The sequence below is a fragment of the Streptomyces sp. NPDC005784 genome, from assembly GCF_042871525.1.
In the GTDB taxonomy this organism is placed as follows: Bacteria; Actinomycetota; Actinomycetes; order Streptomycetales; family Streptomycetaceae; genus Streptomyces.
The window spans coordinates 25,448-49,042 of record NZ_JBIAIQ010000002.1 but is presented as its reverse complement, the minus strand read 5'-3'; the positions used below and the strand labels follow the sequence as shown (position 1 = coordinate 49,042).

At 70.2% G+C, this 23,595-nt stretch carries 20 protein-coding genes; 16 read left to right on the top strand and 4 right to left on the bottom strand.

The features are described 5' to 3' along the window. Nucleotides 1-148: 148 nt before the first annotated feature. The 11 genes from ACFYR3_RS03155 (at nucleotide 149) to ACFYR3_RS03105 (ending at nucleotide 10,067) form a co-directional block, all read left to right on the top strand. Nucleotides 149-1,087: a DUF2520 domain-containing protein gene (locus ACFYR3_RS03155; protein WP_355842646.1), complete on the top strand. Its 939-nt coding sequence runs from the start codon at nucleotides 149-151 to the stop codon at nucleotides 1,085-1,087. Continuing rightward, complete coding sequence (panC, locus tag ACFYR3_RS03150) at nucleotides 1,084-2,076, top strand: pantoate--beta-alanine ligase (protein ID WP_355842643.1); 993 nt, start codon at nucleotides 1,084-1,086, stop codon at nucleotides 2,074-2,076. The genes ACFYR3_RS03155 and panC overlap by 4 nt, the downstream gene beginning before the upstream one ends. Beyond that, the gene (locus ACFYR3_RS03145) at nucleotides 2,073-3,842 is read left to right on the top strand and encodes an L-aspartate oxidase (RefSeq protein ID WP_355842640.1); all 1,770 of its coding nucleotides are present in this window, start codon (nucleotides 2,073-2,075) and stop codon (nucleotides 3,840-3,842) included. The genes panC and ACFYR3_RS03145 overlap by 4 nt, the downstream gene beginning before the upstream one ends. 5 nt (nucleotides 3,843-3,847) lie before the next feature. Beyond that, nucleotides 3,848-4,825, top strand: a complete 978-nt coding sequence (gene nadC, locus ACFYR3_RS03140; RefSeq protein WP_355842637.1) for a carboxylating nicotinate-nucleotide diphosphorylase — start codon at nucleotides 3,848-3,850, stop codon at nucleotides 4,823-4,825. 8 nt (nucleotides 4,826-4,833) lie between these two features. Beyond that, nucleotides 4,834-5,631, top strand: a complete 798-nt coding sequence (locus ACFYR3_RS03135) for a type III pantothenate kinase (protein WP_355842634.1) — start codon at nucleotides 4,834-4,836, stop codon at nucleotides 5,629-5,631. A 109-nt stretch (nucleotides 5,632-5,740) separates the two neighbouring features. Continuing rightward, nucleotides 5,741-7,354 (top strand): LPXTG cell wall anchor domain-containing protein, encoded by a 1,614-nt coding sequence (locus tag ACFYR3_RS03130; protein ID WP_389281259.1) that lies wholly within the window; start codon nucleotides 5,741-5,743, stop codon nucleotides 7,352-7,354. A 164-nt stretch (nucleotides 7,355-7,518) separates the two neighbouring features. Continuing rightward, entirely contained in the window at nucleotides 7,519-8,115 is a 597-nt protein-coding gene (locus ACFYR3_RS03125) for a hypothetical protein (RefSeq protein ID WP_355842967.1), read from the top strand. Between the two features lie 13 nt (nucleotides 8,116-8,128). Further along, entirely contained in the window at nucleotides 8,129-8,314 is a 186-nt protein-coding gene (locus ACFYR3_RS03120; RefSeq protein WP_328554209.1) for a hypothetical protein, read from the top strand. A gap of 158 nt (nucleotides 8,315-8,472) precedes the next feature. Next, nucleotides 8,473-8,925, top strand: coding sequence for a BlaI/MecI/CopY family transcriptional regulator (locus ACFYR3_RS03115; RefSeq protein ID WP_355842625.1), 453 nt, complete (start codon nucleotides 8,473-8,475; stop codon nucleotides 8,923-8,925). A 9-nt stretch (nucleotides 8,926-8,934) separates the two neighbouring features. Further along, entirely contained in the window at nucleotides 8,935-9,504 is a 570-nt protein-coding gene (locus ACFYR3_RS03110; protein WP_355842622.1) for an amino-acid N-acetyltransferase, read from the top strand. A gap of 227 nt (nucleotides 9,505-9,731) precedes the next feature. After that, complete coding sequence (locus ACFYR3_RS03105) at nucleotides 9,732-10,067, top strand: Lsr2 family protein (RefSeq protein WP_168529346.1); 336 nt, start codon at nucleotides 9,732-9,734, stop codon at nucleotides 10,065-10,067. On the opposite strand, the gene ACFYR3_RS03100 is transcribed toward ACFYR3_RS03105, so the two are convergent. After that, nucleotides 10,046-10,804, bottom strand: coding sequence for an SCO3374 family protein (locus ACFYR3_RS03100; protein WP_355842618.1), 759 nt, complete (start codon nucleotides 10,802-10,804; stop codon nucleotides 10,046-10,048). The two genes, ACFYR3_RS03105 and ACFYR3_RS03100, sit on opposite strands and share 22 nt — an antisense overlap. Nucleotides 10,805-11,234: 430 nt before the next feature. On the opposite strand from ACFYR3_RS03100, the gene ACFYR3_RS03095 reads away from it, so the two are divergent. Next, nucleotides 11,235-13,763 carry an ATP-dependent Clp protease ATP-binding subunit gene (locus tag ACFYR3_RS03095; RefSeq protein ID WP_355842615.1) on the top strand — a complete coding sequence of 843 codons (2,529 nt, stop codon included), beginning with the start codon at nucleotides 11,235-11,237 and terminating at the stop codon, nucleotides 13,761-13,763. 77 nt (nucleotides 13,764-13,840) lie between these two features. On the opposite strand, the gene ACFYR3_RS03090 is transcribed toward ACFYR3_RS03095, so the two are convergent. Continuing rightward, nucleotides 13,841-16,972: an NACHT domain-containing protein gene (locus ACFYR3_RS03090; RefSeq protein ID WP_389281255.1), complete on the bottom strand. Its 3,132-nt coding sequence runs from the start codon at nucleotides 16,970-16,972 to the stop codon at nucleotides 13,841-13,843. Nucleotides 16,973-17,522: 550 nt separating this feature from the next. Here ACFYR3_RS03090 and ACFYR3_RS03085 point away from each other — a divergent pair. Beyond that, entirely contained in the window at nucleotides 17,523-18,209 is a 687-nt protein-coding gene (locus ACFYR3_RS03085) for a M23 family metallopeptidase (protein ID WP_356783969.1), read from the top strand. A gap of 89 nt (nucleotides 18,210-18,298) precedes the next feature. Here the strand turns inward: ACFYR3_RS03085 and ACFYR3_RS03080 are convergent, their stop codons facing one another. Beyond that, nucleotides 18,299-18,910 (bottom strand): TetR/AcrR family transcriptional regulator, encoded by a 612-nt coding sequence (locus ACFYR3_RS03080; RefSeq protein ID WP_355842606.1) that lies wholly within the window; start codon nucleotides 18,908-18,910, stop codon nucleotides 18,299-18,301. 173 nt (nucleotides 18,911-19,083) lie between these two features. Between ACFYR3_RS03080 and ACFYR3_RS03075 the strand changes: the two genes are divergently transcribed. The 3 genes from ACFYR3_RS03075 (at nucleotide 19,084) to ACFYR3_RS03065 (ending at nucleotide 21,905) form a co-directional block, all read left to right on the top strand. Next, nucleotides 19,084-20,715 (top strand): MDR family MFS transporter, encoded by a 1,632-nt coding sequence (locus ACFYR3_RS03075; RefSeq protein ID WP_355842603.1) that lies wholly within the window; start codon nucleotides 19,084-19,086, stop codon nucleotides 20,713-20,715. Nucleotides 20,716-20,884: 169 nt separating this feature from the next. Continuing rightward, the gene (locus ACFYR3_RS03070) at nucleotides 20,885-21,364 is read left to right on the top strand and encodes a helix-turn-helix transcriptional regulator (RefSeq protein ID WP_355842965.1); all 480 of its coding nucleotides are present in this window, start codon (nucleotides 20,885-20,887) and stop codon (nucleotides 21,362-21,364) included. Nucleotides 21,365-21,458: 94 nt separating this feature from the next. Further along, on the top strand, nucleotides 21,459-21,905 hold the full coding sequence (locus ACFYR3_RS03065) for a VOC family protein (protein ID WP_389281253.1): 447 nt from the start codon (nucleotides 21,459-21,461) through the stop codon (nucleotides 21,903-21,905). Nucleotides 21,906-22,032: 127 nt separating this feature from the next. On the opposite strand, the gene cseC is transcribed toward ACFYR3_RS03065, so the two are convergent. Further along, complete coding sequence (gene cseC / locus ACFYR3_RS03060; protein ID WP_389281251.1) at nucleotides 22,033-23,595, bottom strand: two-component system sensor histidine kinase CseC; 1,563 nt, start codon at nucleotides 23,593-23,595, stop codon at nucleotides 22,033-22,035.

Sequence of the window (23,595 nt, the reverse complement as noted above, 5' to 3'; positions counted from 1 at the left end):
CGTTCACGCGGTCGGCGCACGTCCTGTCTCCGCGGCTCGCGGAAACCCACAGCCTGTGGACGGCCGAACTGCCCTCGAACCAATCGCGTTAACATGACGAGAAATCGTCCGGTACCCCGAGCGGACTGGAACGGAAGGCCGCCGTCGAGTGAGTACGTTTCCCCAGCCAGAGCCCAAGGACCGCCCCGCGCGGCTGACCGTCGGCGTCGTCGGCGCCGGCCGTGTCGGACCCGCGCTCGCCGCGGCACTCCAGCTCGCCGGACATCGCCCGGTGGCCGTCTCCGGCGTCTCCGACGCCTCCAGGCGGCGTGCCGCGCAGCTCCTGCCCGACGTGCCGCTGGTGTCCCCGGCACAGGTCCTGGAGCGCGCCGACCTGGTGCTGCTGACCGTTCCCGACGACGCGCTCCCCGGGCTCGTCGAAGGGCTCGCCGAGACGGGCGCCGTCCGGCCCGGCCAGCTGCTGGTGCACACCTCCGGGCGGTACGGCACACGAGTGCTCGACCCGGCGCTCAGGGCGGGCGCGCTGCCGCTGGCCCTGCACCCCGCGATGACGTTCACGGGCACCCCCGTGGACGTCCAGCGGCTCGCCGGATGCTCCTTCGGGGTCACCGCGCCCGAGCAGCTGCGGATGGCCGCCGAGGCCCTGGTGATCGAGATGGGCGGCGAGCCCGAGTGGATCGCCGAGGAGTCCCGGCCGCTCTACCACGCGGCCCTCGCGCTCGGCGCCAACCACCTGGTGACCCTGGTCGCCGAGTCGATGGAGCTGCTGCGCACCGCCGGTGTGGAGGCCCCCGACCGGATGCTGGGCCCGCTGCTCGGCGCCGCTCTGGACAACGCGCTCAGATCGGGCGACGCGGCCCTGACCGGACCCGTCGCGCGCGGGGACGCGGGTACGGTCGCCGCGCACGTCGCCGAGCTGCGCGAGCACGCCCCGCAGACCGTCGCCGGCTATCTGGCGATGGCCCGCGCGACCGCCGACCGCGCGCTCGCCCACGGACTGCTCAAGCCGGAACTCGCCGAGGACCTCCTGGGGGTACTCGCCGACGGGACGGACGGGACCCAGGGGACCGAGGGAGACGCCCGATGACCACTGTCCTGCTGCACACCGCCGACGAACTGCGCGCGCGTGCCCGCGCCGGCCGCCGAGCCGTCGTGATGACCATGGGGGCCCTCCACGAGGGCCACGCCACCTTGATCCGTACCGCCCGCGAGATGGCGGGCGACGGGGGCGAAGTGGTCGTGACCGTCTTCGTGAACCCCCTCCAGTTCGGCCAGGGCGAGGACCTCGACCGCTACCCGCGCACCCTCGAAGCCGACCTGAAGATCGCCCAACAGGCGGGCGCGGACGTCGTGTTCGCCCCCTCCGTCGACGAGGTCTACCCCGGCGGCGAGCCCCAGGTCCGGATCTCCGCGGGACCGATGGGCGAGCGCCTGGAGGGCTCCGTGCGGCCCGGCCACTTCGACGGCATGCTCACCGTCGTCGCCAAGCTGCTGCACCTCACCCGGCCCGACGTGGCGCTGTACGGCCAGAAGGACGCCCAGCAGCTGGCCCTGATCAAGCGCATGGCGCGCGACCTGAACTTCGGTGTGGAGATCGCCGGTGTTCCCACCGTGCGCGAGGAGGACGGACTCGCCCTCTCCAGCCGCAACCGCTACCTCTCGGCCGGGGAGCGGCACACCGCGCTCGCCCTCTCGCAGGCCCTGTTCGCGGGCCGCGACCGGCATGCCGCCCAGGAGGCGCTGCGCGCGCGGGCCCTCGAAGTGCCCGCCACGCGCGCGCGTGCCGAGGCCCTCAGCGCCATAGGCGAGTCCCGGGCCGCGGCCGACGCGCACGCCGTCGCGAAGGCCGTCCCCGGCTGGCCCGGCGGCGTCCGCTCGGCGGCCCGGCTGGTCCTGGAGGAGGCGGCCCGCATGCAGCCGCCGCTGGTCCTGGACTATCTCGCTCTCGTCGACCCTGACGACTTCACGGAGATCCCGGACGATTTCACCGGCGAGGCGGTCCTCGCCGTCGCCGCCCGGGTCGGGACGACCCGGCTGATCGACAACATCCCCCTCACCTTCGGAGCCGCTTCGTGACCGGCAAAGGCACAGGTTCAGACTCAGCCAAGGGCACCGGCATACGACTGCACGCGCCCGCACCCGGCTGGGCCCTCACCGCGGACGTCGTGGTCGTCGGATCCGGCGTCGCCGGTCTCACCGCCGCCCTGCGCTGCGAGGCCGCGGGGCTGAGGACCGTCGTCGTCACCAAGGCCCGCCTGGACGACGGCTCCACGCGCTGGGCGCAGGGCGGCATCGCCGCCGCCCTCGGCGACGGCGACACCCCCGAGCAGCACCTCGACGACACCCTGGTCGCGGGCGCCGGCCTGTGCGACGAGGAAGCCGTGCGGATCCTCGTCACCGAGGGCCCCGACGCCGTCCGCCGGCTCATCGCGACCGGCGCCCACTTCGACGAGTCCGCCGAGGGCCGACTCGAACTCACCCGCGAGGGCGGCCACCACCGGCGCCGCATCGCGCACGCCGGCGGCGACGCGACCGGCGCCGAGATCTCCAGGGCCCTCGTCGAGGCGGTACGGGCGCGGGGCCTGCGCACGGTCGAGAACGCGCTCGTCCTCGACCTCCTCACGGACGCCGACGGCCGCACCGCGGGCGTGACCCTGCACGTCATGGGAGAGGGCCAGCACGACGGGGTGGGCGCCGTGCACGCCCCCGCCGTGGTTCTCGCGACCGGCGGCATGGGCCAGGTCTACTCCGCGACCACCAACCCGTCCGTCTCCACGGGCGACGGCGTGGCCCTCGCCCTGCGCGCGGGCGCCGAGGTCTCCGACCTCGAATTCGTGCAGTTCCACCCGACCGTGCTGTTCCTCGGGCCGGACGCGGAGGGCCAGCAACCGCTGGTCTCCGAGGCGGTACGCGGCGAAGGCGCCCATCTGGTCGACGGTGACGGCGTGCGCTTCATGTTGGGGCAGCACGAGCTGGCCGAGCTGGCGCCCCGGGACATCGTCGCCAAGGGCATCACGCGCCGGATGCAGGAGCAGGACGCCGAGCACATGTTCCTCGACGCCCGGCACTTCGGCGCCGCCATGTGGGAGCACCGCTTCCCCACCATCCTGGCCGCCTGCCGCGCCAACGGCATCGACCCGGTGACCGAGCCCGTCCCGGTCGCCCCCGCAGCGCACTACGCCTCCGGAGGCGTGCGGACCGACGCGCGGGGCCGCACCACGGTCCCCGGCCTGTACGCGTGCGGCGAGGTCGCCTGCACGGGTGTCCACGGCGCCAACCGGCTCGCCTCCAACTCGCTGCTGGAAGGCCTGGTCTACGCCGAGCGCATCGCCGCCGACATCGCGGCGAGCCACGCCGAGGACGGTCTCCACGCGCGCGTGCCCGAACCCGTCCCGCACCCCGAGAAGCCCGCGCACCCGCTGCTCGCCCCCGAGGACCGGTTCGCGATCCAGCGGATCATGACCGTCGGCGCCGGTGTGCTGCGCTCCGCCGAGTCCCTCGCGACCGCGGCCGACCAGCTCCAGCGGCTGCACACCGACGCGCGTGACGCCCTCGACGAGAACGGCAAGACCTCCGAGCCCGGCGTCGACACCTGGGAGGCCACCAACCTGCTGTGCGTGGCCCGCGTCCTGGTCGCCGCCGCCCTCCAGCGCGAGGAGACCCGGGGCTGCCACTGGCGCGAGGACCAACCCGACCGGGACGACGCGGACTGGCGCCGCCACATCGTCGTACGGCTGAATCCCGACCGGACGCTCGCGGTCCGGACCACCGATACCGCAGACTTCCCCCCGACATCCCGGCAGCCCCACGCGGCGCCCCAGTCCCGTCCCCAGGAGCAGTGACCGAAGTGAGCACCCACGACCTTCCCCTCGCCCAGAGCGGCGGCTGCGGCGACGGCTGCGGCTGCGGCGCCGACACGGACGAGGCCTATCTGGAGTGCGGCCTCGACCCCGCGCTCGCCCAGCTCCTCGCCGACGCCGGTCTCGACCCCCTGGAGGTCGAGGACATCGCGAACGTGGCGATCCAGGAGGACCTCGACCACGGCGTGGACGTGACGACGGTCGCGACCATCCCCGAGGACGCCGTCTCCACCGGGGACTTCACCGCGCGGGACGCGGGCGTCGTCGCGGGCCTGCGGGTCGCCGAGGCCGTCATCTCCGTGATCTGCACCGACGAGTTCGAGGTCGAGCGGCACGTCGACGACGGCGACCGCGTCGAGGCCGGCCAGAAGCTGCTCACCGTCACCACGCGCACCCGCGACCTGCTGACGGCCGAACGCAGCGCCCTGAACCTCCTGTGCCGCCTGTCCGGCATCGCGACCGCCACGCGCGCGTGGGCGGACGCACTCGAGGGCACCGGGACCCGCGTGCGGGACACCCGCAAGACGACGCCGGGCCTGCGCTCCCTGGAGAAGTTCGCGGTGCGCTGCGGCGGCGGCGTCAACCACCGCATGTCGCTCGCCGACGCCGCGCTGGTCAAGGACAACCACGTGGTCGCCGCCGGCGGCGTGGCGCAGGCCTTCAAGGCCGTACGGGACATGTTCCCGGAGGTCCCGGTCGAGGTCGAGGTCGACACCCTGCACCAGCTGCGCGAGGTCGTGGACGCGGGCGCCGACCTGATCCTGCTGGACAACTTCACGCCCCTCGAGTGCGAGGAGGCGGTGGGTGTCGTCGAGGGCCGGGCCCTCCTCGAGGCGTCCGGGCGGCTCACCCTCGACAACGCCGCCGCGTACGCGCGGACGGGCGTCGACTTCCTGGCCGTGGGGGCGCTCACGCACTCCTCCCCGATCCTCGACATCGGTCTCGACCTGCGAGCGGCGGAGTAACCGCGACCATGCTGCTGACCATCGACGTAGGCAACACCCACACCGTCCTCGGCCTCTTCGACGGGGAGGAGATCGTCGAGCACTGGCGCATCTCCACCGACTCCCGCCGGACCGCCGACGAACTCGCCGTGCTGCTCCAGGGCCTCATGGGCATGCACCCGCTGCTCGGCGAGGAGCTCGGCGACGGCATCGACGGCATCGCGATCTGCGCCACCGTGCCGTCCGTGCTGCACGAGCTGCGCGAGGTGACCCGGCGCTACTACGGCGATGTCCCCGCCGTCCTCGTCGAGCCCGGCGTCAAGACGGGCGTGCCGATCCTCACGGACAACCCCAAGGAGGTCGGCGCCGACCGGATCATCAACGCAGTGGCCGCCGTCGAGCTGTACGGCGGACCGGCGATCGTCGTCGACTTCGGTACCGCGACCACGTTCGACGCGGTCAGCGCGCGGGGCGAGTACATCGGCGGTGTCATCGCTCCCGGCATCGAGATCTCGGTCGAGGCGCTCGGCGTCAAGGGCGCCCAGCTGCGGAAGATCGAGGTGGCCAGGCCGCGTGCGGTGATCGGCAAGAACACCGTCGAGGCGATGCAGTCCGGCATCATCTACGGGTTCGCGGGCCAGGTCGACGGGGTCGTGACCCGGATGGCGCGCGAGCTCGCCGACGATCCCGAGGACGTCACCGTGATCGCCACGGGCGGGCTGGCTCCGATGGTCCTCGGCGAGTCCTCGGTGATCGACGAGCACGAGCCGTGGCTGACGCTGATCGGGCTGCGCCTGGTGTACGAGCGGAACGTGTCCCGCAGCTAGGCCGGCTCTTGGCCGGCGTGGAGTTCATACAACCTTCTGGTGGGGTTCGGGGTCATGGCGGGTGACTTCGGGGGCGCCCCGGGGCCCTGGTCCACCAGAGGGAGCTCAGATGAGATCGATTCCGGCGCGCGCCGGAACGGCCGGTATGGGGTGGGCCCGGCCGGCCGTGTGCGCTCTTGTCGCGGCCACGGCCCTGACCGGCGTGTCCGCCGGATCGGCGGCGGGGGCGCCGGTGCCCGCCGGCACCGTCGTCGTGCTGGACGGCCCGACGGACGCGAAGGCATATCCGTACGACGATCCGAACTCTGAAGGCCTGCACACCGGCGTGCGCAACACGGGGACGACGACGGTCGACTCGTACACGCTCACCCTCGACACCACGTCGCTCAAGGGCGTCGCCGATGTGACGGGCTGCTCGGAGCAGGCGGACAACATCCTGGTCTGCCCGAGTGGCAGGGCGTCGCTCAAGCCCGGCAAGTCCGATTCGTACCCCATCGGGCTGCGGCGCGCGAAGGGCGCCACGGTCGGGGCCTCGGGCGAGATCCGCGTGACCGTCGAGTCGAAGGGCGTCCGCCTCGCATCGCGGACCATCAAGGTGACGGTCCCTGACGCGGGCGTGGTCCTCGACCGGCTGGAGCGCACGCCCGCCAGCGAGAAGGTGAAGCCCGGAGCCTCCATGAAGGTGAGGACCGGGTTCACGGACTACGGCGCCACTCCACTGGACAGTGTGGGCTTTTCCGTCCGCTACGAAGAGCTGACGCCCGACCAGGAGTTCAGCAACTGCGAGTACCGCACCCGGGGCGATTCCACCCATGGGAGCGGCCTGGCGCACTGTGTGGTCGAGGGCCCGGTCGACGTCAACGGTTCGTACGATGTGGATCTGGGTTCGATGACGGTCGACTCAGCCGTGCTGTCGGGTGAGATTGCCGTCCACTACGTGCCTGACCTGCGGTTGGGCCGGGATGAGGACTACCGCCGCGGAACCGGCGGTGAGCTGAGGCTGACACCGCGCCCGGCCTCCGCACCGCCCGGTGTTCCGCAGAGCAGCAACGGGGACTACACCCCGTTGTCCGTCGACAACACCGCGGACATCCAGGCCCTGGGGACCACCGTGCGGCCGAAGAGGGCCGGGGGCCTGGTGACGGCCACGGTCGGTGTGCGCAACAACGGTCCCGCCGGGATGCAGTCGTGGAACGGCAGCGAGCCGGGCGAGGACCTGCCGTACCGGACGCATGTCTATCTCCCGGGCGGGACGGAGGTCGCCACCGTTCCCGAGCACTGTCACAAGTTCACGGACAGGCACGACGCCGTCTACTACGACTGCGTCATGGACACCAAGCAGGACTCCTGGATCGCCCCGGGCCGGCGGACGAACTGGACCTTCGAACTGCGCGTGGTCGATCCGGCCGCTTTGAAGCCGGGCCGCGTCGAGGTGCTGTGGAGCGACCCCCGCATGAGCAACAACAGCGCGGCCGTCGTCGTCCACGCGCCGAGCCGGGGTTCGGTCGGTGGTGGCGCGGGCGGCACGGCGGGTCCCAGCGGTACGCCCGGCCCCTCCGACGCCGCGCAGGGCTCAGGCGGCATCGGCGCCGACGCCGGGGAGGGGGAGTTGGCCCAGACGGGCATGGACTCCGCGGTGACGTTCGCGGCCGCGGTGTCGGCGCCGGCCCTGCTCCTCGGCGGCGGACTGTTCCTCGGCCTGCGCCGCAGAGCGGCACGTTGAGCGCCTGGGAGTCCGTGACGTGACCCCCGGCGGGCCCGCCGGGCGGACCTCCATGGTCCGAATGGCGGGCCTGTGCCGCGCCACAAGAAGTACATTCGTCTGATTCTTCGCATTCGGTGCGTATCGTCACTTTCATGCCCACGCCATACGGATCCCACGGCGGCATGGCGTTCGGCGCGGAGGAGCTGCGTGTGCTCCGTCGTGCCCTCGCCCTAGCCCTGCACCCCAGTCCCGTCTCGGCCGAGGACGTCCAGGACTGCCTCCGCCTCGCCGAGTCGGTCGACGAGGCGGCCCGCGAGGGAGTCAGGCTCCGGGCCTTCCTGCTGGACGACCTCGCCCGCTACCGGGCCGCGTTGCCGGGCACCGCCGCCGGCTATCTCGTCCTCCTGGAGGAGGTCCTCACCTCCGGCTACCGGCCGAACCCCGACGACCTCGCCGCGCTCCGAGCGCTGCGCGGCAACCCCACCGCGGCAGCCCTCCTGGACCGCTGCCGGGTCCTGGCCGAGCAGGACGTGCGCGCCCGGCTCGCGGGCCGCGTGGTCGCCTCGGTCCCCTCGTCCCGCACCCGGCTGCTGGCCCTGCCCGGCGGTCGCGCCGCCGACGAGCCGGACAAGAAGCCCGAGCCGAAACCGCAGTCCCAGCCGCCGGCCGGGACGCCGCGTCCGGACCGGCCCATCCCCACCCCGGGCGAGGTCTTCCCGCCGAGGCGCAAGCCCGGACCGCCTCCGGCGAACCCGCCGCAGCAACTCGCGGCGGGCTAGCTACTCTGGAGCCATGGACTATGTCTCCGCGCTCGTGCCCCCCGTAGTGATGGCCGTGTTCTTCATCGGGCTCATCGTGACGATCGTGAAGAGTCAGGGCGGGGCCAACAAGGCCAAGGAGGACGGGGTCGTCGACGCCGCTCTCGCGCGCGTGGAGGCCGCCCAGCAGGCCTCGGCCCCCAAGGACGCCGGGGCCTGAGCCCCGGGCGGCCCCGCGCGCGGCTCCGCCGGCACGGGCACCCTCCGGCTGCGGCCCCGCACCGAACCGCGCTCTCAGGGCGTACGACTCGGACGTTTCATGCGTTCTTCGAGTCGTACGCCCTTTTTGTTGCCCATCTCCCACTATTGTTCTGAACTGTGCCTCGCCCATTGGGAGAACTCGAAGACGCGGTCATGACGCGGGTGTGGAAGTGGAACCGCCCGGTGACCGTTCGGGAAGTCCTGGAAGACCTTCAACAGGAACGGTCCATCGCGTACACCACGGTGATGACCGTTTTGGACAATCTCCATCAGAAGGGCTGGGTGCGCCGAGAGGCGGAAGGCCGGGCCTATCGATATGAGGCGGTCTCCACACGGGCCGCCTACTCGGCGGCGCTGATGAACGACGCCTGGTCCCAGAGCGACAACCCGGCAGCCGCTCTCGTCGCCTTCTTCGGGATGATGAGCGAGGAACAGCGGGTCGCGCTCGGGGATGCCGTGCGCATGGTGCAAGGGCCCGAACCACAAGCTTCCGAAGCCGCCGAAAGGCCACCGGTGCCCGAGCCCTCCGAGGAGAACCCCGCCGACGACGGGGGCGCCTCCGGGCGATAGCGTCCGCTCATGCCAGCAGAGCGTCCCGCGGAGGTTCCGGCAGAGCTTCCGGCGCAGCATCCCGAAGTCACCGCAAAAGCCGTCACCGTCCGGCGAGCCAGGACCGGCGATGTCGAGGCCGTACGCGGACTCCTTGACGCGAACGTGCGCCGCCGTATCCTGCTCGACAAACCCACGGTCACTCTTTACGAGGACATCCAGGAGTTCTGGGTCGCGGAACGCGACGACAACGCCGAGGTGGTCGGCTGTGGCGCCCTGCATGTGATGTGGGAAGACCTCGCGGAAGTCCGCACTCTCGCGGTGAACCCCGCGGTCAAGGGCCTGGGCGTCGGTCATCAGTTGCTGGAGAAGTTGCTGCAGACCGCTCGCTGGCTCGGCGTTCGACGGGTTTTCTGTCTGACCTTCGAAGTCGGCTTCTTCGCGAAGCACGGCTTCGTGGAGATCGGCGAGACACCCGTCGACACCGATGTGTACGCCGAGCTCCTGCGTTCCTATGACGAGGGCGTGGCAGAGTTCCTCGGTCTCGAACGAGTGAAACCGAACACCTTGGGCAACAGCCGGATGCTTCTGCATCTGTGATCGCCGCCGGCTATTCCGGCGGAGTGCGTTGCCCACGTTCCCTATGTCCGAAACGCGCACGTTTCCGGGCGGGCGGTGTCCAGTGAGTCTCTGCCAGGGGTTTGTGTTTTTCCAGCAAAAGCGGTTTGCTTTCCGACGTACTGCAGTACTGCATATAACAAGGGACGGCGAAACGGCGGACGCCGCGGGCCCTCCTTGCCCTGAAGTTATCGATGAAAGGAAATCCGGTGGCACAGAAGGTTCAGGTCCTTCTTGTCGACGACCTCGACGGTGGCGAGGCGGACGAGACCGTGACGTTCGCGTTGGACGGCAAGACGTACGAAATCGATCTCACGACCGCCAATGCGGACAAGCTCCGTGGCCTTCTCGACGCGTACGTGAAGGGTGGCCGTCGGACCGGAGGCCGCGCTTCGGGCGGACGCGGAAAGGCCCGTGTCGCTTCCGGTGGCAGCCAGGACACCGCGCAGATCCGCGCCTGGGCCAAGGAGAACGGCTACGAGGTCAACGACCGCGGCCGCGTTCCCGCGTCCATTCGCGAGGCCTACGAGAAGGCCAACGGCTGAGCGCACGCCCGCCGCAGCCTTACCCGGTGGCACTGCGTCGCCATTGTCAGCACCAGTCGTACGAGATCGGGGGCGCCCCCAACGCCCCCGCCGACGCCCCCGCCGCCCAACGCCGACAGCGTCGGCAATGCCGGCTCCACCTCGCGGCCGGGCTCCGGGGGTCGCAGCCAGCGGGCGGCCCCTCGCGGGCCCCTCTGCGTGTGCGGACCGGCCGTCAGCCGGTCCGCGGGACGGACTTGCGGGTGGCCTTCGGGCCGGGCTCCGGATCGCTCCTCGGACCCGGCCGGCAGCGGAGCACGGGGACCCGGCGACGCCGGAGCCCCGGAATCCGGCGCCACCGAGACACTGAGATCCGGCGCCACCGAGACGCTGAGATCCGGCGGCGGCGGAGCCTCGATGCTTCCGTCCGCACCGATCGCCGTGAGATCCAGCGCGAGAGCGCCCCACTCCAGCCAGTCGAGCAGCCCCGGCAGCTCCTCCGCGCTCCCCGCGGCCACCAGCAGCCGCATCCGCTCTCCCTGCAGCACTACCGGAGAAGCGGGTCCCAGATGCCGCAGCGCCGCGAATCCCGCCTCCGCCGGCACCTCCAGGACGTCGAAGCGCAGCCCCGTGACGAGCCGTACCGGCGACCCGGGCACTGTCGCCCAGCCCAGTTCGTTCTCGTACCACTGATGCACCGGATCGACCGGATCACCTGGATCGAACGGCCGGCGAGGGACAGGGACGGTGGGAACCATGCAAGGAGCAACCGCCGGAAGACCCCCGGAGTTACGCTGGGCGTTTACGCGAACGCACAGAGTTCCGGGACATGGGGCGTGCGGGAGCGTTCTGACGGGCAGGGTTGTTCGCCCGTAGCGGAGGGAACCGGTGCGCGCGGCATGGAGTGTCAGTGCGTACGGGTAAGACATCCCTAGTGGGAGGGGCGACACGCAGGGCTCGGGCATCTCACGTTCGCCATCGGCGTACAGCGGGAGAGGGTATCTGCCTGGCCTGCGGGAACATCGTCTCGCACCATCAGGTTGGAGCAGATGTCGGCGTTCGGGGTCAGGAGGCCAAGGACGGTGTCGGCAGTTGGAATGAGCGGTCCCCGCTTGCGGGACTAAGCTGCGGAAGGACAGGGAGGGGAGCGTCCCCTTACTGCCTGACCGCTCTGAGGAGCGATTAACGATGTTCGAGAGGTTCACCGACCGCGCGCGGCGGGTTGTCGTCCTGGCTCAGGAAGAAGCCCGGATGCTCAACCACAACTACATCGGCACCGAGCACATCCTCCTGGGCCTGATCCACGAGGGTGAGGGTGTCGCCGCTAAGGCCCTGGAGAGCCTCGGGATTTCGCTCGAGGCGGTCCGCCAGCAGGTGGAGGAGATCATCGGCCAGGGCCAGCAGGCCCCGTCCGGCCACATTCCCTTCACCCCCCGTGCCAAGAAGGTCCTGGAGCTCTCGCTCCGCGAGGCTCTTCAGCTGGGCCACAACTACATCGGCACGGAGCACATCCTGCTCGGCCTGATCCGTGAGGGCGAGGGCGTCGCCGCCCAGGTCCTGGTCAAGCTGGGCGCAGACCTCAACCGGGTGCGGCAGCAGGTGATCCAGCTGCTCTCCGGCTACCAGGGCAAGGAGACCGCCGGCGCCAGTGGCGGTCCTGCCGAGGGCACCCCCTCCACGTCCCTGGTCCTCGACCAGTTCGGCCGGAACCTCACCCAGGCCGCTCGTGAGTCCAAACTCGACCCGGTCATCGGGCGCGAGAAGGAGATCGAGCGGGTCATGCAGGTCCTGTCCCGCCGTACGAAGAACAACCCGGTGCTGATCGGTGAGCCCGGCGTCGGCAAGACCGCCGTCGTCGAGGGCCTCGCCCAGGCCATCGTCAAGGGCGAGGTGCCCGAGACCCTCAAGGACAAGCACCTCTACACCCTGGACCTCGGCGCGCTGGTCGCCGGCTCCCGCTACCGCGGTGACTTCGAGGAGCGCCTGAAGAAGGTCCTCAAGGAGATCCGCACCCGCGGCGACATCATCCTGTTCATCGACGAGCTCCACACGCTGGTCGGTGCGGGTGCCGCCGAGGGTGCCATCGACGCCGCTTCGATCCTGAAGCCGATGCTGGCCCGCGGTGAGCTGCAGACCATCGGTGCCACGACGCTGGACGAGTACCGCAAGCACCTCGAGAAGGACGCGGCCCTCGAGCGCCGCTTCCAGCCGATCCAGGTGGCGGAGCCTTCCCTCCCCCACACGATCGAGATCCTCAAGGGTCTGCGCGACCGGTACGAGGCCCACCACCGCGTGTCCATCACGGACGAGGCCCTGGTGCAGGCGGCGACGCTCGCCGACCGGTACATCTCGGACCGCTTCCTCCCCGACAAGGCGATCGACCTGATCGACGAGGCGGGTTCCCGGATGCGCATCCGCCGGATGACCGCACCGCCGGACCTCCGTGAGTTCGACGAGAAGATCGCGGGCGTGCGCCGCGACAAGGAGTCGGCCATCGACTCCCAGGACTTCGAGAAGGCGGCCTCTCTCCGCGACAAGGAGAAGCAGCTGCTGGCGGCGAAGGCCAAGCGCGAGAAGGAGTGGAAGGCCGGCGACATGGACGTCGTGGCCGAGGTCGACGGCGAGCTGATCGCCGAGGTCCTGGCCACCGCCACCGGCATCCCGGTCTTCAAGCTGACCGAGGAGGAGTCCTCGCGTCTGCTGCGCATGGAGGACGAGCTCCACAAGCGGGTCATCGGCCAGAAGGACGCCATCAAGGCGCTCTCGCAGGCGATCCGTCGTACGCGAGCGGGTCTGAAGGACCCGAAGCGTCCCGGTGGCTCCTTCATCTTCGCCGGCCCCTCGGGTGTCGGTAAGACGGAGCTGTCGAAGACCCTCGCGGAGTTCCTCTTCGGTGACGAGGACGCGCTGATCTCCCTCGACATGTCGGAGTTCAGCGAGAAGCACACGGTCTCGCGTCTCTTCGGTTCGCCCCCCGGATACGTGGGCTACGAAGAGGGCGGCCAGCTGACCGAGAAGGTCCGCCGCAAGCCGTTCTCCGTCGTCCTCTTCGACGAGGTCGAGAAGGCCCACCCGGACATTTTCAACTCGCTGCTGCAGATCCTGGAGGACGGTCGTCTGACCGACTCCCAGGGCCGGGTCGTGGACTTCAAGAACACGGTCATCATCATGACGACCAACCTCGGCACGCGGGACATCTCCAAGGGCTTCAACCTCGGCTTCGCGGCCACGGGCGACGTCAAGAGCAACTACGACCGGATGAAGGCCAAGGTCAACGAGGAGCTGAAGCAGCACTTCCGCCCCGAGTTCCTGAACCGTGTCGACGACACGGTGGTCTTCCACCAGCTGACCGAGGAAGACATCATCCAGATCGTCGACCTCATGGTCGCGAAGGTGGACGAGCGTCTGAAGGACCGGGACATGGGCATCGAGCTCAGCCCGAGCGCCAAGTCCCTCCTCGCCAAGAAGGGCTACGACCCCGTGCTGGGCGCCCGGCCGCTGCGCCGGACCATCCAGCGCGAGATCGAGGACATCCTCTCCGAGAAGATCCTCTTCGGAGAACTCCGTCCCGGCCACATCGTGGTCGTCGACACGGACGGCGAGGGCGAGGCCAAGGCCTTCACCTTCCGGGGCGAGGAGAAGTCGGCGCTTCCCGACATCCCGCCGATCGAGCAGGCCGCCGGCGGTGCCGGTCCCAACCTGAGCAAGGAGGCGTGACCTCCGGGTCCGCCTGAAAAAGGGGCTGCCCCGGGACTTCGGTCCCGGGGCAGCCCCTTTTTCAGGAGGGGGAGGAGTCACAGAACGTTGTGGGTCGTTGTCGTCGTGTGTACGCCGGGCAATTGACCCGCGAGATGTTCCGGCGCAATGCCGGTGTCCGAATTGAGGACGAAATTGACCGTCCGCAGATTCGGCACCAGGGCTCGGAGTCCGGACAGGTCCTCATTGCCCGCCAGCTTTCTGAGCTCCAAATGCTCGACGGACGGCAGCGGCGGCGCCGACACGAGGGATCCCAGGGCGGCCCGGTGGATCCGCAGTTCTCTGAGTTCCGGCAGTGCGGCGACCTCGGACCAGTCGGCGCGGGAGAGCTCGCCGGGCACCCCGCTCAGCCACAGCGTGCGCAGGGTCTGCCAGTGACGCAGCCCCCGCAGGCCGGTGTCGCGCAGTACGTCCAGGCCGAAGGAGATGACTTCCAGCGGCGCGTTCAGGGGGAGGGTCTCGCTCAGCGACCGGCCCCTGAGCCGGTGTCCGACGTTCAGCTCACGCAGTGAGGTCAGCGCCGCCAGACCGCTGGGGGCCGGGGTCCGTCCCGAGGCGGACAGCAGGAACAGCCCCCGCAGAGGCAGCTCCGCGAGGGGCGCGAGATCGTCGACCCCCGTGCACTGATCGAGGTTGAGCTGCTCCAGTTGTCGCTGCGCCGTCAGGCAGTCCAGGTCCCGCAGACGGTTGTTGTACCGCAGCGCCAGATGGGTCACCTGGTCGGGCGGCAGGCAGGAGCGCAGCTCCCCCGAGCCGATGTCCCCGACGATCTGCAGCCTGGGCCGGCCGCCCAGTTCGCGCAGCACATGGAGCTGGGCGGTCGAGTGCGCGGTGAAGTACAGGCCGGCCGGGTCCAGCCGGGCGATGATCTCGGAGGCGTAGCGCTCGGTGTCGAACCTGTGCCATCCCCAGGTGAGTTGAGCTCGTACGGACAGGGCCGGATGCGAGCGGAAACGTGCCAGTACGGGGATGGCCGCGTCGGTGCCGATCAGGGAGGCGGTGACCACGACCCCTCGGGCCTCGGCCTCGGTCAGTCCCTCCGGCCCGGGCAGCAGCTCCAGGACGAGAGGGCCGGCCTCGGCCAGGGCACGGGCCTCCTCCGACGTCCTCGGCGGGATGAGCGCGGCCGCGTCGCGCTCCACGGCGGCCCGCACCTCGGGCGCGAGCTGCGTGGCGTGTTCCAGTGAGGCGAGGGCGAGAAGCCGTACGCGGGTCGCGGACGCCCCGTCGAGCCGTGCCGCCGCGCCGGTCATGGAGCTCAGTAGCTCGGCCCGTTCCCGTGGCCGGGCGTGGGCGACGGCCATCCGGATCACATCCGCCCACTGGGACTCCCCGGCGTTGCGCACCAGCAGCCCGAAGTCTCCGTCCTCCACCGCGGCCTTGGCGCCCAGGTAGTCCTGGAAAGTGCGGTGGACGAACTCGACCGTCCCGAGGGCGGGTTCACGGAGAAGGCCGCTGCGGACGATGAGGTGACGCAGTATCCGCGAGGCGTCGCCCTGTTGGGCGGCGGCCGGGAGGGAGGGCAGGACGTCGGCGACGATGCGTTCGGCGCGGTCGCGGTCCATCTCCACCCGGCTGTTGCGGATGAGCCAGTAGGCGAGCCGTTGCAGAAGCTGGATCTGCGGAAGTTCCGTGAGATGGATGCCGTCGTGACTGCTTCCGCGCACAAACATGTCGCGTTCCTCGTCGCGGCGCGACAGCAGCATGGAGAGCGCGGCGTCGTACAACTCCTGTCTGCCGTGCGGAAGATAGCCCCGCCGGTCACGGTGCAGTGCGCAGATCAGGCCGCACATAAGGGGGTTGGTGGCGAGGCGGCCGAGGTCCGGCTTGGTCCGGACGGCGTCGAGGAGGGACTGCTCGTAGCCGTCGAGGCGGTCCGTGTCCGAGGCGTCCAGGCGTGCCGCGGCATGCCAGCGGCGGATGAACGCGGCCACGTCGTCGCCCGTCATCGGCGAGAGGACGAGTTCGGTGAATCCGTCGGGGGCGAGCCAGTCCTCCCGTACGGCCGAGGGGCGGGACGTGACCAGCCACTGGTTGCCGGGGTAGGCGTCGAGGAGTTCACGCAGCCAGCGGCGGGTGTGTTCGCGGTCACGTTCGGGGATTTCGTCGAGGCCGTCGACGAGCAGCAGGCCGCGGCCGTGGCCGAGCACCCTGTCGGCCCAGCCGTCCGGCTGGGTCGCGTGGAAGGCGATCCGGACGGCGGACAGGAACGCTTCGGGGGCCGGAAGACCGTCCGGGCGGCGGACGAGGGTGCGCAGCGGGAGGACGAAGGGGATGCGGTCCCCCCGTTCGCCGTGCGCGGTGGTGACCGCCAGCCACTGCACCAGCGTGGTCTTGCCGGAACCGGCCACACCGCGCAGGAGAACCAGGTCCTGCTCCGACAGGGCCTGTTCGGCGGGCAGGGAGGTGGCCGCGGCGGCGACGCGCACACCGTCCGACGAGGTGGTTTCCTCGTCCGCCACGGGGCGTAGGGCCTGGAGGCTGAGGTAGGCGGCGTCCAGCGGCCAGTGTTCCGGGGAGTTGACGAGGTCGATGCCGTAGATGGTGAGGTGGCTGTGCCTGGTGGCGAGATGGGCGAGATAGCGCTCCTCGAAGGCCTGGTCGGTGCCACCCGTCATGGGTGTGCGCGCGATCAGCTCGTCCAGCTTGGCGATCGCCTTGCGCTGTTTGCGGCTCTGCTCCACGAGGGTGCGGGGGACAAAGGTCGAGCGCTGGGTGAAGAAGTGCAGGATGTGGAGGCAGGCCGTGTCGAGCAGCCCCTCGTAGAACAGGGTCGCGTCGAGGGACAGGTCCCGTTCGGGGTTCTCGCCGGCCGCGCGCAGCCGCTGGGCGAGCGCCCGGTGGCCGAGCTCCACCGCCTGGACGTCCGTCATGGTGAGGTCGCCCAGGGCGTGCAGGGTCGCGGCCAGGGCATGGACGACGGCCGGCTCCTCGTCGGTGGGGAACGGGCGCTCTCCGCCGCGCAGTGCCCGGCTGACCAAGGCTGCCGAGAGGTTGGTCAGTTCCTTCTCGCCGACGACCCGTTTCTCGCCCTTGAAGGACACGAACGCCGATATGCGTACGGGCTGGTCCACGAGCCCGGCTCCGGGGCCCTCCGCCACGAAGAGCTTCCTGATGAGAGGCCCGGCCACGCTCGAGGCCAGGCGCGTGCCGACGGTTACTGGGTCCACGACGATCCCCCCGCGAAAACGTTGAACTCGAAGGCCACCGTAGGGGCCGCGAGCCGATCGGCGCAGCAGAGCCCGGTCATTGCCCGCCGGGCCGTCCCAAGACCCTTGAAACCAGGGGCCGGAGCGTAGCCCGCGTCACATTCAGGGGGTCCCGGATCCGGTGGCCCGGTGACATGAGGCACAGGCGTTTTGTCCGGTACTAGGACGAATAGTGGATACGCGAAAACGGACATAAAGGACCTTCGGCCCGGGGTGGGGAGGCCCTGCGGCACGCCACCCGAAAGGGTGGGCCGCAGGCATGTTTGGCAAGGCGTGTGCCGCCCCGAAGTGGGCTTAAACCATGTTTCCCGGGCGAAAGCGACTGGCTCCCGTGTCGGATGTCCGAGCTGTCAAGGTTCATCAAGTTTTGCGATGAAGTACTAGCTGGCGTCGTAGATGGGGGGTTTGAGCGCCCCGGGGGGTGCGGGTTACCAATGAATGGCCCACTCGGCGGCAGGCAGTGCGCCGGAGTGGTTGTTCAGTCCCTTGTCCCCGGCTCCACGAGGTATTCATGTCGAAGCGCGTCACGTCCCGCAAGTCCCTTACTTCCCTGGTCCGCACTCGGGCGGCCGTCCTGGCCGTCGGTCTGGGCGCCTCGGCCGTACTGGGCGCAGGGGTCGCGACCGCCGCCGAAACGGGCGTCAGCACCAGCGCGACCGTCACCGCGGCCAACGCCGTTCAGACGCAGGCCGCCGCTCAGGCCAAGGCCGCCGCCGTGAAGAAGGCCGCGGCCGCCAACAAGGCCGCCGTCGCGAAGAAGGCCGTCGCCAAGAAGGCCGCCTCCTGGATCGACCCGGTCGCGAAGTACACGCTGTCCGCCACCTTCAACCAGGCCGGCGGCATGTGGGCCCACAAGCACTCCGGCCAGGACTTCGCCGTGCCGCAGGGCACCAACGTCATGGCCGCGCACGGCGGCACCGTCGTCAAGGCGGGCGGCAACGGCGCCGGTGACGGTCCGGCGTACGGCAACGCCATCGTCATCAAGCACGGCAACGGCACGTACTCGCAGTACGCCCACCTGTCGCGCATCGACGTGCACGTCGGCCAGGTCGTCGCCACCGGTCAGCACATAGCCCTGTCCGGCAACACCGGTAACTCCAGTGGCCCGCACCTGCACTTCGAGATCCGTACGACCCCGAACTACGGCTCGGCCATCAACCCCGTCACGTTCCTGCACAACATGGGCGTGACTGTCTGACCCACCCGCGCCGGTGACCCGGCGCGGAGCCCCGGTGCGGAGTGCCGGAGCAGAGCCCGAGGCGGAGCCCCGGCGTCCGGAAAGCGGCGCTAGGAAACTCCGCCTCCGTGGGCCGCTCCGCCCCCGTGGGCCTGTGTCACCAGATCGATCGCGACCTCCAGGACAGCCTTGCGCTTGTCCTCGGGGTCGCCTTCGACGTCTTTGAGCACGAACATGCCGGCGTGCATCGTGAAGAGCGCGCTGATGCAGCGGACCTGGTCGGTCAGCGGCGACTCGGGCTCCTTGATGATCTCCAGCATGCTGATCATGCGGTCCTTGAAGGTCTCGCCGATGCTCAGCTCGCGTACCGTCGCCTGGTTCTCCTGCATGAAGCGGAAGAGCGGGGACGCGCCGCCGAGGGCTTCGCTGTAGCGGCGCAGCACCTCCTTCTTGGTCTCCAGGCTGTGCGGCTGCTGCTTGCCCCAGTCGATCAGCTCGTCGAGCGGCCGCGTCAGATCCTCGAACAGGCTGATGAGGATCTCTTCCTTGGTCTTGAAGTGGTAGTAGAGCGCCGCCTTGGTGACACCGAGGTGCTCGGCTATCTCGCGCAGCGAGGTCTTCTCGTAGCCCTGCTCGGAGAAGAGTTCGAGGGCTACGTCCTGGATGCGCTGCCGTGTGTCGCCCCGGCGCTGCCGCTTGGTGCCGTCCATCGTGCCGCCCATCCTCGTATTCCTCGCGCTCCCTGAAACTTACCTGTCGACCGGCTGGTAAAACTAGTCATACTTACTTGACGCCCGGCTAGTTGCGGGGCTATTTTCCCGGAGTGTAGTCAGCTTGCCGGTCGGCAAGTAAGTAGCCGGGCGGCGGCAGAGGTACTAGGGGAGTGGGAAGAACGATGGCGGACAAGACGAAAGCGGCCGAACCGGCCGCGGAGCAGGCCGGGCCACAGGCCGACGGCCAGCCGGCGGTCGAGGGCGGGAAGCGACAGCGCAGCGTGCGCGTGGTCCTGCTCGCGCTGATGCTCACGATGATGCTGGCGATGCTCGACAACATGATCGTCGGCACGGCCATGCCGACCATCGTCGGTGATCTCGGCGGACTCGAACACCTTTCCTGGGTCGTGACGGCGTACACCCTCGCCACCGCGGCCTCCACCCCGATCTGGGGCAAGGTCGGCGACATGTACGGGCGCAAGGGCGCCTTCATGACCTCGATCGTGATCTTCCTGATCGGCTCCGCGCTGAGCGGCATGGCCCAGAACATGGGTGAGCTGATCGGATTCCGCGCCATTCAGGGTCTCGGCGCCGGCGGTCTCATGGTCGGCGTCATGGCGATCATCGGTGACCTGATCCCGCCCCGTGAGCGCGGCAAGTACCAGGGCATGATGGCCGGCATCATGGCGCTCGCGATGATCGGCGGTCCGCTGATCGGCGGCACCATCACCGACAACTGGGGCTGGCGCTGGTCCTTCTACATCAACCTGCCGCTCGGCGCGGTCGCGCTCGCCGCGATCAGCATCGTCCTGCACCTGCCGAAGAAGCGGTCCGAGACGCGCATCGACTACCTCGGTGCCGCTCTGCTGACCGTCGGCATCACCTCCATCGTCCTCGTCACCACCTGGGGCGGCACGGAGTACGCCTGGTCGTCCGCGCGGATCATGGAGCTCATCGGTCTCGGCGTCGCCGCGCTGGTCGGGTTCGTCTTCTGGCAGACCAAGGCCGCCGAGCCGATCGTGCCGCTGCACATCTTCCGCAGCCGCAACTTCACCCTGATGTCGATCATCGGCTTCGTCACCGGCTTCGCCATGTTCGGCGCCACGCTGTTCCTGCCGCTGTACCAGCAGGCGGTACAGGGCGCGTCCGCGACCAACTCCGGTCTGCTGCTGCTGCCCATGCTGGGCGCGATGCTCGTGACGTCGATGGTCGCCGGGCGGGTCACCACCGCCACCGGCCGCTACAAGATCTTCCCCGTCATCGGCGGTGTGCTGATGGTGATCGGCCTCTACCTGCTGTCGACGATGGACACGGACACCACCCGTTTCATGTCCGGCGTCTACATGGCCGTCCTCGGCCTGGGCATGGGCTGCCTGATGCAGGTCACCATGCTGGTGGCGCAGAACAGCGTGGAGATGAAGGACATGGGCGTCGCGTCCTCCTCCACCACCCTGTTCCGTACGCTCGGCTCGTCGTTCGGTGTCGCCGTCATGGGCGCGCTGTTCAACAACCGCGTCAAGGACGTCATGGCCGAGAAGGCCGGCGCGCTGGGCTCGAAGATCACCGAGCAGTCCCCGCAGCTGGACGCGGCGAGCCTGGCGAAGCTGCCGGCGGCGGCTCGCGAGGCCTACCAGCACGCGGTGTCGGCCGGTACGCACTCGGCCTTCCTGCTGGGCGCGTCGGTGGCCGTGATCGTGATGATCTCGTCGGTGTTCGTCAAGGAGGTCGCCCTCAAGGGAGCGGGAGCGCCCAAGCCCGCCGAGGACGGCACGCCGGCCGAGGCACCCCAGGTCCCGCTCGCCGAGACGGTCTGACCTGATCGCGGGGCCGGCCTTTCCGCCGGCCCCTGAACTCCTCGAAACGAAGGCCCCCGGCGTTGTCCGCCCCGGGGGCCTTCTCCCGTGCGGGCCTTCTCCTGTGCGGGCCTTCTCCCGTGCCGGGTCACTGTCAGTGCCGCGTGCCACCATCGGGAACGTGGACCGAATGCGGCAGTTGCGGCTCGCCAAGGACGTCATCGATCGGGACTGGGCCGAGCCCGGCACCGATCTCGACGCGCTGGCCGCGCGGGCCGGATATTCGCGGTATCACTTCATACGGGCCTTCAAGGCGGCGTACGGCGAGACCCCGGGCCAGTATCTGACGCACCGGCGCATCGACCGGGCCGAGGACCTGCTGCGCACCGCGAACCTCTCGGTGACCGGGATCTGCCATCTGGTCGGCTTCAGCAGCCTCGGCACCTTCTCGACGCGCTTCAAGACATGGACCGGGCTGACCCCGAGCGAGTACCGGGCGAAACACGTCGGGCGGGGTGCCGCGCTGATACCCGGCTGCTACGCGATGCTCTGGGCCGGCGGCTTCCGGACCGGGCCGGGCGCGGAATCCCGTACCGGCTCCGGTGCGCCGGGCGCGGAATCCCGTTCGGGCTCCGGTGGGGGAGAGCGCAATTCCGGAGAAGCGCCGTGACGCGGAGGCCGCCTACCGTGGCAGGGAACGCACAGAGGACGCCGATCCGGCCCGACCGCGCACACCTCGCGATCCCGCACACCTGGAGCACACCATGATCAAAGGACTCGCCATCTCGACCGTCTGGGTCCTCGACCAGGACCGGGCCAAGGAGTTCTACACCGAGAAGCTCGGGCTCGAACTCCGTACGGACATGACGATGGGCGAGGGCGGCATGCGCTGGCTCACCGTCGGCGCCCCGGATCAGCCCGGGATCGAGCTGACCCTCATGGTGCCCGGACCGCCCGCCATGGACCCCGAGTCCGCCGAGATGATGAAGAAGCTGATCGCCAAGGGCGTGCTCGGCGCGGGCGTGCTGAGGACCGACGACATCCACGGCGACTACAAGAAGCTCAAGGACCGCGGCGTGGAGTTCCTCCAGGAACCGCAGGAGCGCCCGTACGGCACGGAAGCGCTGTTCCGCGACGACTCGGGGAACTGGTTCTCCTTCACCCAGCAGCGCGAGGGCGAGCTCGACCTGGACAAGGACTGGAGCCGCTAGGACTGGCCCCGCCGGGCCTGGCCCCGTTGGGCCTGGCCCCGCCGGGCCTGGCCCCCGCCGGGGCTGTAGCCCCTGGGACGGGCCCCGCCGGGCCCGTAGCCGTCAGGCCGGGCCCTCGCCGTTGCGGCTATTTCCCGGACGGCGGCAGGATCGGGTAGCTCCCGGTGCTCGTCGGCGCGTGTTCCGGCAGCCACAGCACCGCGACCGCGCCCTCGGCGGGTACGTCGTCCGGGGCCCCGGCGGGCCGGACGTTGCGGAAGGTCAGCCGCGCGCCGAGCACCCGTGCCTGGCCCGCGGCGATGGTGAGGCCGAGTCCGTGGCCGTCGCCCGCGCGGTCGGTGCTGCCGGTGCGGAAGCGGCTCGGCCCCTCGGCGAGGAGCTTCTCGGGGAAGCCGGGGCCGTGGTCGCGGACGCGGATGACGCGGCCCTCGACGGTGACCTCGATCGGCGGTCGGCCGTGCCGGGCGGCGTTCGCCAGGAGGTTGAGCAGGACGCGCTCCAGGCGGCGCGGGTCCGTGGTGACCTCCGACTCGTGCACCACCCGCACCTCGACGTCCGCGCCCTTGGCGGCCACTCGCCGGGCCACGAACTCGCCGAGCATGATGTCCTGCAGCTCGGCCCGCTCGGAGGCCCCGTCGAGCCGGGCGACCTCGAGGACGTCCTCGACGAGGGTGCGCATGGCCTGCGCCCGGTCCCGTACGAGCTCGGTGGGGCGGCCGGGCGGCAGCAGCTCGGCCGCCGTGAGCAGCCCCGTCACCGGGGTGCGCAGTTCGTGGGCGATGTCGGCGGTGACCCGGCGCTCGGCCTCGATGCGCTGCTGGAGCGCGTCGGCCATGGCGTCCACGGCACGCGCGAGGTCATCGGTCTCGTCGAGCACGACACCGCCGATCGCGTCCCGCACCCGGACGTCCCGCTCGCCCTTGGCGACCCGGTTCGCGGCGGCCGCCGCCTTGCGCAGTCGGCGCGACAGCTGGCCGCCGATGAGCACACCGAGCGCGCTGCCGCCGAAGACGACGGCGATGGAGCCGATGATCAGCGCCTGGTCGAGGTCCTTCATCACGTCCGCGTTGCGGTCCGTGAACCGCTCGTGCCAGGACAGCACCTGGCCGTTCCTGAGCGGTACGGCGGCCCAGATGTCCGGCACGCCTTTCGCGCTGTCGGAGACGTAGGTCGCCCGCCGCCCCTCCGAGACCTTCGTCATCAGGTCCACCGGAATGGCGGGATCGTCGATCTTGGCCCCGAACGGCGGCGGCCGGCCCGGCCCGTACATGCGCTCGGCGAGCTGGATGCGCTCGTCGGCCAGGTCGCGCGAGTTGTCCAGCATCGAGACGCGGGCCGCGTTGTGCACGACCAGGCTCAGCGCGATGGCGACCAACGCGCCGACCAGGGCGATCGCCGTGCTCAGCTTCCAGCGGATGCCCGTACGAATGCTCGTACCCGAATCCGCGCCCCGGTCGATCCCGATGCCGATGCTTCGGCTCCTGCCGGTGACTCCGCCGAGGCCTCCGGCCCTGCCGGTACCCCTGCCGAGGATCTCGCCCCCGCCGGAATCTCTGTGGACGCCGACGCCCACGTCGTCGCGCCAACCCGTGTTCACGCCGCCGCCCGCGTCCGCGCGTCTCCCCGGAACCGGTGCCTGCCCCGGAACCGAGGGCTTCCCCGGAGCCGAGCGCTGAAATATCCCCCGCAT

Bases quoted from the DNA above. Each gene is read 5' to 3' on its own strand.
- panC (WP_355842643.1), top strand. From the start codon at position 1,084: ATGACCACTGTCCTGCTGCACACCGCCGACGAACTGCGCGCGCGTGCC.
- ACFYR3_RS03085 (WP_356783969.1), top strand. From the start codon at position 17,523: ATGTCGAAGCGCGTCACGTCCCGCAAGTCCCTTACTTCCCTGGTCCGC.
- ACFYR3_RS03075 (WP_355842603.1), top strand. From the start codon at position 19,084: ATGGCGGACAAGACGAAAGCGGCCGAACCGGCCGCGGAGCAGGCCGGG.
- ACFYR3_RS03080 (WP_355842606.1), bottom strand. From the start codon at position 18,910: ATGGGCGGCACGATGGACGGCACCAAGCGGCAGCGCCGGGGCGACACA.
- ACFYR3_RS03065 (WP_389281253.1), top strand. From the start codon at position 21,459: ATGATCAAAGGACTCGCCATCTCGACCGTCTGGGTCCTCGACCAGGAC.
- ACFYR3_RS03095 (WP_355842615.1), top strand. From the start codon at position 11,235: ATGTTCGAGAGGTTCACCGACCGCGCGCGGCGGGTTGTCGTCCTGGCT.
- ACFYR3_RS03125 (WP_355842967.1), top strand. From the start codon at position 7,519: ATGGCGTTCGGCGCGGAGGAGCTGCGTGTGCTCCGTCGTGCCCTCGCC.
- ACFYR3_RS03100 (WP_355842618.1), bottom strand. From the start codon at position 10,804: ATGGTTCCCACCGTCCCTGTCCCTCGCCGGCCGTTCGATCCAGGTGAT.
- cseC (WP_389281251.1), bottom strand. From the start codon at position 23,595: ATGCGGGGGATATTTCAGCGCTCGGCTCCGGGGAAGCCCTCGGTTCCG.
- ACFYR3_RS03070 (WP_355842965.1), top strand. From the start codon at position 20,885: ATGCGGCAGTTGCGGCTCGCCAAGGACGTCATCGATCGGGACTGGGCC.
- ACFYR3_RS03135 (WP_355842634.1), top strand. From the start codon at position 4,834: ATGCTGCTGACCATCGACGTAGGCAACACCCACACCGTCCTCGGCCTC.
- ACFYR3_RS03130 (WP_389281259.1), top strand. From the start codon at position 5,741: ATGAGATCGATTCCGGCGCGCGCCGGAACGGCCGGTATGGGGTGGGCC.
- ACFYR3_RS03120 (WP_328554209.1), top strand. From the start codon at position 8,129: ATGGACTATGTCTCCGCGCTCGTGCCCCCCGTAGTGATGGCCGTGTTC.
- ACFYR3_RS03110 (WP_355842622.1), top strand. From the start codon at position 8,935: ATGCCAGCAGAGCGTCCCGCGGAGGTTCCGGCAGAGCTTCCGGCGCAG.